The organism is Streptomyces sp. NPDC012510, from assembly GCF_042955065.1.
Taxonomy (GTDB): Bacteria; Actinomycetota; Actinomycetes; order Streptomycetales; family Streptomycetaceae; genus Streptomyces.
On record NZ_JBIBEN010000001.1, the window covers coordinates 653,682 to 661,973 of the forward strand.

Annotated in this window: 9 protein-coding genes; 6 read left to right on the forward strand and 3 right to left on the reverse strand. The window is 71.3% G+C overall.

What is annotated here, in order from left to right:
• Positions 1 to 15: 15 nt before the first annotated feature.
• Complete coding sequence (locus tag ACFY9I_RS02850) at positions 16 to 633, reverse strand: cytidylate kinase family protein (RefSeq protein WP_390995624.1); 618 nt, start codon at positions 631 to 633, stop codon at positions 16 to 18.
• A 161-nt stretch (positions 634 to 794) separates the two neighbouring features.
• Between ACFY9I_RS02850 and ACFY9I_RS02855 the strand changes: the two genes are divergently transcribed.
• Together ACFY9I_RS02855 and ACFY9I_RS02860 are read left to right on the forward strand one after the other, a co-directional pair.
• Positions 795 to 1,112 carry a hypothetical protein gene (locus ACFY9I_RS02855; RefSeq protein ID WP_390995627.1) on the forward strand — a complete coding sequence of 106 codons (318 nt, stop codon included), beginning with the start codon at positions 795 to 797 and terminating at the stop codon, positions 1,110 to 1,112.
• On the forward strand, positions 1,103 to 1,357 hold the full coding sequence (locus ACFY9I_RS02860) for a hypothetical protein (RefSeq protein ID WP_390995630.1): 255 nt from the start codon (positions 1,103 to 1,105) through the stop codon (positions 1,355 to 1,357). Before ACFY9I_RS02855 ends, ACFY9I_RS02860 begins: the two co-directional genes overlap by 10 nt.
• 26 nt (positions 1,358 to 1,383) lie before the next feature.
• Here ACFY9I_RS02860 and ACFY9I_RS02865 read toward each other — a convergent pair whose 3' ends face one another.
• Positions 1,384 to 2,550: an FUSC family protein gene (locus ACFY9I_RS02865; RefSeq protein WP_390995632.1), complete on the reverse strand. Its 1,167-nt coding sequence runs from the start codon at positions 2,548 to 2,550 to the stop codon at positions 1,384 to 1,386.
• Between the two features lie 91 nt (positions 2,551 to 2,641).
• Between ACFY9I_RS02865 and ACFY9I_RS02870 the strand changes: the two genes are divergently transcribed.
• The 4 genes from ACFY9I_RS02870 (at position 2,642) to ACFY9I_RS02885 (ending at position 7,181) form a co-directional block, all read left to right on the forward strand.
• Positions 2,642 to 3,493 carry an SMP-30/gluconolactonase/LRE family protein gene (locus ACFY9I_RS02870; RefSeq protein WP_390995635.1) on the forward strand — a complete coding sequence of 284 codons (852 nt, stop codon included), beginning with the start codon at positions 2,642 to 2,644 and terminating at the stop codon, positions 3,491 to 3,493.
• 596 nt (positions 3,494 to 4,089) lie between these two features.
• Complete coding sequence (locus ACFY9I_RS02875; RefSeq protein ID WP_390995637.1) at positions 4,090 to 4,617, forward strand: hypothetical protein; 528 nt, start codon at positions 4,090 to 4,092, stop codon at positions 4,615 to 4,617.
• Positions 4,618 to 4,855: 238 nt separating this feature from the next.
• Complete coding sequence (locus ACFY9I_RS02880) at positions 4,856 to 6,757, forward strand: NAD-binding protein (RefSeq protein ID WP_390995768.1); 1,902 nt, start codon at positions 4,856 to 4,858, stop codon at positions 6,755 to 6,757.
• 286 nt (positions 6,758 to 7,043) lie between these two features.
• Complete coding sequence (locus ACFY9I_RS02885; RefSeq protein ID WP_390995640.1) at positions 7,044 to 7,181, forward strand: hypothetical protein; 138 nt, start codon at positions 7,044 to 7,046, stop codon at positions 7,179 to 7,181.
• A 328-nt stretch (positions 7,182 to 7,509) separates the two neighbouring features.
• On the opposite strand, the gene ACFY9I_RS02890 is transcribed toward ACFY9I_RS02885, so the two are convergent.
• Positions 7,510 to 8,292 (reverse strand): alpha/beta hydrolase (locus tag ACFY9I_RS02890; RefSeq protein WP_390995642.1); only part of this gene is annotated, 783 nt, incomplete at its 5' end.

Consider the following 8,292-nt stretch of genomic DNA (forward strand, 5'->3'; position numbering starts at 1 on the left):
CCTCATGTCGTCGAGTCAGTTGCTGCGCGGCATGCGCATGGCGGCGGCAGCGATGATCAGCTCCACGCACGCGTCCACGCCGAAGGCGGTGGCGTCGATCATGAGGTGATACAGCGCCGGGTCGTCACCGTCGGCGCCGTACGCCCTGTGGACGTACTCCCTTCGCGCCCAGTCGTTGGCCTTCACGCGCCGCTCAGCGGTGGCGCGATCGACGTCTTCGGCTTCCATCGTCTGTGCGATACGGGCCTGCAGCGGTCCGCCCAGGTACACATGCAGTGCTTGCGGCAGCTCGCGCAGCACGATCGCGCCGCCGCGCCCCAGCACCACACCTCCGGAGCGGGCGGCCTGGGCCATGAAGCGGCGGATCTGCGCCCGCATCTCGCTCTCTTCCAGAGGCCAGCGGTCCTGGGAAGGGCCGGCTGTCAGGCTGGGCGCCCTGGCCAGCCGTGCCAGCAGCCGCTGCCCGCGCCTGACGGGGCGTTCCTCCGCGGCGGCGACGACCTCCTCGGGAACGCGGGCCCGCGCGGCGACCGACGCGGGAATGGCGCGGTCGAGGAAGGTCACGCCGAGCCGCTGCGCCACTTCGGGCCCGATGACGACGCCTCCCGTGCCGTACAGCGCGGCAAGCGTCACGACCGGAGGAGGCCGCTTCGCTTCCACACCTGCTGGATCAAGATCGGGCATACTCAGAATTCTTCATAAACCGCACCAACCTGCCACTTACCTCGATTTTTGGGTTACCCGCGTCGTCGGGACGCGCGGTGTTGCCGAGGTCGTCGTACGGGGGTGAGCAGTTGATCGACACGCTGGTGCTACCAGGGGTGTTCCGGGTCGACCACGCCCTCGGACTTCCGACGGCGTGGAACCTGTTCGCGCTGCGCCTGGCCAACCGCGTCCTGGAAGCCGTATGGAACAGCCGGCACATCGAGCAGATCGACATCCTGTGGGAGGAAGACCTCGGACTGGAGGGCCGTGCAGGCTACTTCGACCGCTCCGGCACCCTGCGGGACGTGATGCAGAATCACATGCTCCAGATCCTGTCCCGGGTCGCGATGGGCCTGCCTGCTTCCCGATCGGCCTCGACGGCCCTGAGGACATCGCCTTGCACCTGACGGGCGGCGTTTCCCTGGATCCGCCGAGCCCGGCGCCGATGACGCTGACCGCGCCGCCCCCCGCCGCCGACCTGTCGGCCTGTGGTCGCGTCTTGCTGGACCTGCTGTCGGGCGGCAGCGCGTTGTCCGTCCGTGGTGACGAGGCCGAAGCGGCCTGGCGCGTGATGACGCCCGTCTTGGCAGCTTGGAAGGCGGGGCTGGTCCCGCTGAAGGAATACGCGGCAGGAAGTGCGGGCCCGCCGTGACGCTCGGCCGGCGCGACCAGTCGTGGTCAACGCCGCTCTCTTCGTCGGCCCGCCAGCCGGTCCACGAGTCGGCTGAGCACCGTGGAGCGAGGCGGGCCGGAGACGCGGGAGTCCTCCGGCGGCGCATCCGCCCGCGGCTCGCTTTCACCGTGGTGCGGCACGGCGAAGGCGTCGCCCGGGGCGGTACCGGCGAGGACGACGATGTCGAGGCAGAGATACCGCACACCGGCCGCCGTCGCTTCTCGCGCCATATGCGCCGCCGGTGCCTCGCCGACCCGGCGGGCGACGGCGATGGCACGCTCCGCCGCGCGCCGGCGGATCGGGGGACTGCGCAGGTCCGTCGCGAGATCGGTGATCACTGCGGCCAGCTCCCGCACCGCCTGCGCGAGCCGGCCCTGCCTGCCCCCGCTCACAGCGGTGCGCATGAGCATCAGACAGCCGGCTCCGAGCAACTGCACCTGCTCCGTCTCCTCGTTCGTCCGCCTGGCGGCAGGGCGCTCGTAACGCCAGATCAGCGAGTGACCGGCGACCCGCACGCCCGCCGATCCGGCCTTCCCCACCTCCGCGAGATGCTCCCGCACATCCGACATACATCCGATCAACTCTTCACGCAGGTTCTCGTCGGGCCCGTCCCGCTCCATCGCCTCAGCCGCCAGTCGAAGGCCCTCGGCCATGGTGGTCAGCGCCGCCTTCTCCGCCCGGCGCACCAAGGCCAACGGCTCGGGGGGAAACAGCACCTGGGTGAAGACCAACGCCACCCCCGCACCGATCAGCGCATCGATCAACCGGTTCCAGCCGGCCTCTCCATCGGCCGCGACGATCGTCAGGACCGCCCCGGAGGCGGCCTGGACGCGCACCAGCCGATCGGCCCCCAGCGCCTGCGCGATGGCCAGCGTGACGAATGTGGCCACCGCCAGCCTGTCCCAGCCGCCTCCGAGCACGGCGACCGTCAGTTCACCGATCACGATGCCGATACACACCCCGAAGACCAGCCGCAGGGCGTTGCGCCCCCGCTCGCCGCGCCCGAAGCTGAGCGCGACCACGGCCGCGATCGGGGCGAAGAACGGGGCATCGTGAGCGGCGATCCGGCGGGCGATGACCCAGGCCAGCGTGGCCGCTGCCGTCACCTGCACCAGCGGCCACAGCTCGGTGAACCACGGCCGCAACGCCGCGGTCGTGCGCGAACGGGCCATACGGCGGTCTCCTGGTTCGGTGAGGCACCATGACACGTGAGGGAGAAAAGGCACCTATGGGCCAAACTATCCGCTTCGCCGGGAGGCGCCGATGCGTCCGGAACAGGTGACCGATCCGATCGCGTACCACGCCGAGGGGCCCGTGTGGTCGCCACGCTGGGGCGGCCTGCGCTGGGTCGACATGCTGGCCGGGGACGTGCTGTCCCTCTCCGACGACGGCACCGTCACCCGCCGCCATGTGGGCGACGTCGCCGCAGCGGTACGACCACGCCGCCGGGGAGGAGCGGTCATCGGAGTCGAGCGGGGCTTCGCCCTGGAGGACGCCGACGGAACCCTGACACATCTGCCCGAGCTGTGGGACGACGACCGCGGGATACGGATGAACGAGGGCGGCTGCGATCCCGACGGCCGCTTCTACTGCGGCTCCATGGCCTACGACAAGCGCCCCGACGCCGGCACCCTGTACCGGCTGGCACCCGACGGTTCCGTCACGGTGATCCTCACCGGGGTCACCGTCTCCAACGGGCTGGAGTGGAGCCCCGACGGCACCCACGCCTACTACAACGACACGCCGACACAACGCATCGCCGTGCTCGCGTACGACCGCGAGTCGGGCCTGACCGCGCAGCGCACTCTCGTGACCGTTCCTGTCGAGGCCGGGCGACCGGACGGGCTGACCGTCGACGTCCAAGGCGGTGTCTGGGTGGCCCTCAACAACGGTGGAGCGGTGCGACGCTACTCCCCATCGGGTGTCCTCGACGAGGTGATCGAACTACCGGCGAGGAAGGTCACCGCCTGCACCTTCGGCGGGCCACGACTGGACGAGCTGTTCATCACCACATCCCGAGAGGACCTTGAACCTGGTGAGGACCCGACGGCAGGCTCGCTGTTCCGGGCACGAGTCGGCATCACCGGGCTGCCCGTCCGCGAGTTCGCAGGATGAACCGCCCGCACCGTGGTGCCGACACCCGTCAGGACCCCTGCCCGAGCCCTGTCACGTCGCCCACCACCGCCCGTCGACCACCATCGCCCGTCGACCACCACCGCCCGTCGACCGCCATCGCCCGTCGACCGCCATCGCCCGTCGACCGCCATCGCCTGTCGCCGACCGAGACCAGGCGGCAGTCGTGCCGGAGACGCGCCCCGAGCCTGAACCCCCAAGCCTGGACGCCACCACCATGGACCAGGCCAGGCCCGCGAGATCGGCCGCGTGGCGATGTGCCCGCTGCGGCGTCAGCCGACCCTGCAGCGGCAGGACGTAGCCGGCGATGAACGGAGCGCGGCGGCGATCTAGACCTGCGCCGGCGGCCATGGCGGCAGCGCAAAGTCGCCGCGTCCCAGAAGGCTTGGGGGCGATATGGGCGGTGGGCTGGGGACCGTAGCGGTCCAGACGACCACACCTGTGTCATCTGCCAAGTGACGAGCAGCCAAGAACACCACGCCGTCGTCTTCCAGGCAGGATCCTTGCCGTCAGTGAGTGGGTTTCTCTGCCGAGGTACGGCAGTGAACCGAAGCGGCGCCCGTGGAAGGCTCTGCGGCATGGGGTGGAGTTTCAAGCTGCACGGGGGAATCGCAGCCGGGCTGAGTGCCTTGCTGCTGATTTCCGCAGCGCTGACATGGCTGCCGGGGACCTTGCCGCTGGTGGACTCGCCATGGCTGACGGCGGCGGTCGTGCTGCTGCTGTTCCCGATCTTCGCAGCTGCCATGGTGCGCGTCCTCCTGACGCGAGCGGACCGCCACTCGGTATGGCTCGCCTTCCGGTGCCTGTCCGGCGCGGTACAGGGTGCTCTGGGGAGCCTGGTCGCCTCGGGAATCGTGGTGATCCTGGTCAGCGTGGCCGGTGCGGGGAACCTCCAGTCAGCCGACATCAGGGACGGCCGCTACTTCGTCCTCGACGTGACTCCCAACGAACGCGGGACGGTCGAGGTCTCGCAGAGCCGATACATGGCTGTCCTGGAGAGCGATCGGCGCAGCATGCTCGCCATCCCCGGCATCCTCTTCGCCGCAGCGGCGTATCTCGCCCTCGCAGTGGGAGAGTTGCGCCGAGCGGACGCGGGGCTCCGGTGACCGCCGTATGGGAACGAACCAGGCCGGCCGCGGACGACTATGGGCAGAGGCCGCCGAGCGGGGGGACGTCGACGTGCCAAGACGACACGGCGTCCGCCGGATGACCCGCTTCCCGGATGACCCGCCTCTTCGCACACACGGGATGTCGCTGACAGGCGACCGGAGCACTGACCAGGAGGTCACGGACGACATGGTCCTCTTCCCGCAGCCGACGAGAAGAGTCCCCCAGCCGGGACACATGATCGTGTGCGGTGACGACGCGCTCGCCGAACGGCTGGCCGCCGAGCTCACGGCGGTGTACCGGGAGCGCGTCACCCTCGTAGTCCCGACCGGACACCGGACCAGCGGCACCGGACCGGCGCGGACCACGACGATGCTGGGCCGGGTCCAGGCGGTCGTGAACCGTACGGCCGCCCCGGCCACCCACGGGGCTTCGGACGCCCCTCATCTGGTCGAGGCAGCCGAACTCACCGAGGCTCTCCTGGTCGAGGCGGGCGTGCGCGAGGCCGCCGCACTGGCACTGGTCCATGACGACGACGAGACCAACATCCGCGCCGCGCTGGCCGCCCGCCGCCTGAACCCCCGGCTACGGCTGGTCATCCGGCTCTACAACCGCAAGCTCGGCCAGCACCTGGAGGAACTCCTCGACCAGGCTGCCGTCCTCGCCGTCCCCGGTCTGGACCCGGAGGCCCTGGACACCTCCACCACCGTCCTGTCGGACGCGGACACCGCCGCCCCCGCGCTCGCCGCCACCGCCGTCGCCGGCACCAGCAAGGTCGTGCAGGCCGACGGGCTGCTGCTGCGTGCCGTCGAGCGCCCTCCACCGGGCCACGGCGAGACGGCCGATCCGGGCCTGTGCACGCTCGCCCTGCTGTCATCGACGACCAACGACCCGGCCGGCGCGGAAGGGTCGGACGCCAGCGGCCGAGAAGGCCCGATGCTGCTGCCCGACGACGCGACAGTGGCCGCGAGCACGGGACACGGCATCGTGGCCCTGGAAGCGGTCACCCACTCCGCGGCCGCTCCCCCGCCGAGGAGGCCCACCGGGCGCGGAGCCCCGCTCGGGTCCCTGTTCTCACGCCGGCTGCGCTGGGCCGTGGCCGGACTGGGCACGTGCGTCTTGGGCCTGGCCGTCGCAAGCTGGCTGACCACCGGCGACCACCCCCTGCGCGCCGCGTACGTCACGCTGCTCGATCTCTTCGCGATCAACGATCCGGCGATCGGCGAATCCACCGCCCGCCAAGTGCTCCAGCTCCTCGGTGGGCTCGCCGGGCTGCTGCTCCTTCCCGTGCTGCTCGCCGCCGTCCTGGAGGCGCTCGGCACCTTCCGCACCGCCGCCGCGCTACGCCGCCCACCGCGTGGCCTGTCCGGCCATGTTGTCCTGCTCGGCCTCGGCAAGATCGGCACCCGGGTGCTCACCCGGCTGAACGAGCTCGACATCCCCGTGGTCTGCGTGGAGGAGGACCCCGAGGCGCGCGGCATCCCGGTCGCCCGCCGCCTGCGCGTCCCCACCGTCATCGGCGATGTCACCCAGGAGGGCGTCCTGGAAACCGCCAAGATCCACCGGGCGCACGCCCTGCTCGCCCTCACCAGCATCGACACCACGAACCTGGAAGCGACCCTGTACGCGCGCTCCGTCAAGCCCGACCTGCGGGTGGCTCTGCGGCTGTACGACGACGAGTTCGCCACGGCCGTCCACCGCACACTGCGCGCCGCGCACCCCCTCGCCCTCACCCGCAGCCGCAGCGTCTCCACCCTCGCCGCCCCCGCCTTCGCCGGAGCCATGATGGGCCGCCAGATCCTCGGCGCCATCCCGGTCGAGCGCCGCATGCTGGTCTTCGCCGCCCTCAACGTCGCCGGGCACCCTCACCTCGAAGGGCGCACCATCGCAGAGTCGTTCCGGGCCGGCGCCTGGCGCGTCATCGCCCTGGACACGACGGAACCGGACGACCGGCTCCCCGACCTCGCCGCCACGCCACCGCACGAGGGAACCGACCGCCCTGCCGGACTCATATGGGACCTCCACCCCGGCTACGTCCTGCGCTCCCGGGACCGCGTGGTCCTCGCGGCCACCCGACAGGGCCTGGCCGAACTCCTCGGCCGACAGCCTCAGCTCCGAGCACCGTCGTCCGGCGGGTAGGGATCACCGACGCGCAACAAGCGCTCGGGCATCGCCAAGCCGCTGCTGCGGCGTCCGTCATCACGACGCCGAGACGGCCAGGGAAGTCTGTCGAGGACCACGCCCCGGGCGCGGTCGCGGGTCGACCGGACCGGTTCCGGGGCTGTCGGGAACCTCGGTCGCAGCGTCCTCCGTACCCCTGTCTCCTTCCTCGTACAGGCCCCGCAGCTCAGAGAGCACCGCGTACCGGCCCCGCAGCTAAGAGAGCACCGCGAACGCCGCCGCGGTGATGGGCACGGACAGGAGCATGCCGAGGACCCCGGCGACCGAGACCGCCGTCGGCGAAGGCGGCCAGGACCGCCACCGTGCCGGACAGGAGTGCGCCGAGGAGGACCACGACGAACGGGCCCACCGGAACGCCTTCGGCGTAGGCACCCGCCCCTGACACGACGCCCTTGACGCGGCGTCCTTGACGCGACGCCCTTGACTCGTTCGGCCGTCGATGCGTCAGGGCTTCGACCGCCCTGCCCATCGGCTCCTCGCTCCGGTGATATGTCGCCGTCTGCCTGAGCTCATCACGAAGTGACTGTGGGCTCGCCGTCGAGGGCTGTCACCGTCCGGGTGGACATGGCGTCGAGGACATCGCGCGGCCCTTCGCCGAGTGGGGTGAGCCGGTGCTCGACCCGTGGGGGGCCTCCGGGGCGTGGCTCGGCCGTCGGCCGGGCCACGCCCCGGAGTTCAGGATCGGGTCGGATCAGATGGCGTCACCTGGGTCACCGGTGCGTTCCCGTGCCCAGCAGGTCGGGCAGCGGGTTGGTGAGGCCGCCGCTCGGCGACTGCCGCTGGGCGGAGGGGCCGGCCGGCCAGACCGCGGGGCAGTGGGTGTTCTTGCGCGGGGTCTTCAGGGTGGTGAGGTAGGTGTCGATGGCGTCCCGTGCGCACGGGCTCAGCCAGTAGTCGCCGTGGCCGACACCGTCGTACGTGAGGAACACGGCCTCACGGCCCATCTGCCGGGCCGCGTTGGAGCCCCACGAGTGCGGGGTGGCCACGTCGTAGCGGCTGTTGGTGACCAGGATCGGCGGGGTGCCGTCGACACGGAGTCGATGCGGCGGGTTGGTCACCTCGGTCGGCCAGTCCTGGCAGCCGGTCAGGTCGGTCCAGGCGAGGGAGCTGAGTCGGGTGACCGGGGCGAGGCGGGCGAGCTTGCGTTCGTAGCGGGCGAGGGTGCCGTACGAGCGGACGTCGAAGTCGTAGTCCTGACACATCACCGGGAGGTACGCGAACTCCGTCGGCTCACCGCGCTGCCGGAGGGACCGTGCCGCGGCGGGGTCGGAGGCGTCAAGGTCGGCGAGGGTCTGGGCGAAGTCGAACCAGCCGGCCGGGTCGTACATGTTGCCGAAGGCGAGGCCCTGGAGGTCCTGGGTGGTGACCGTCTGGGGCGGGTCGCCCGGCAGGACCAGCTCACCGGCGTCGGCGCGCTTGTAGAGCGAGTCGAACAGGGCGCGGGCGTCCCGCCCGTGCAGCGCGCAGGACGGCGTACGGGCGCACCAGTCGGC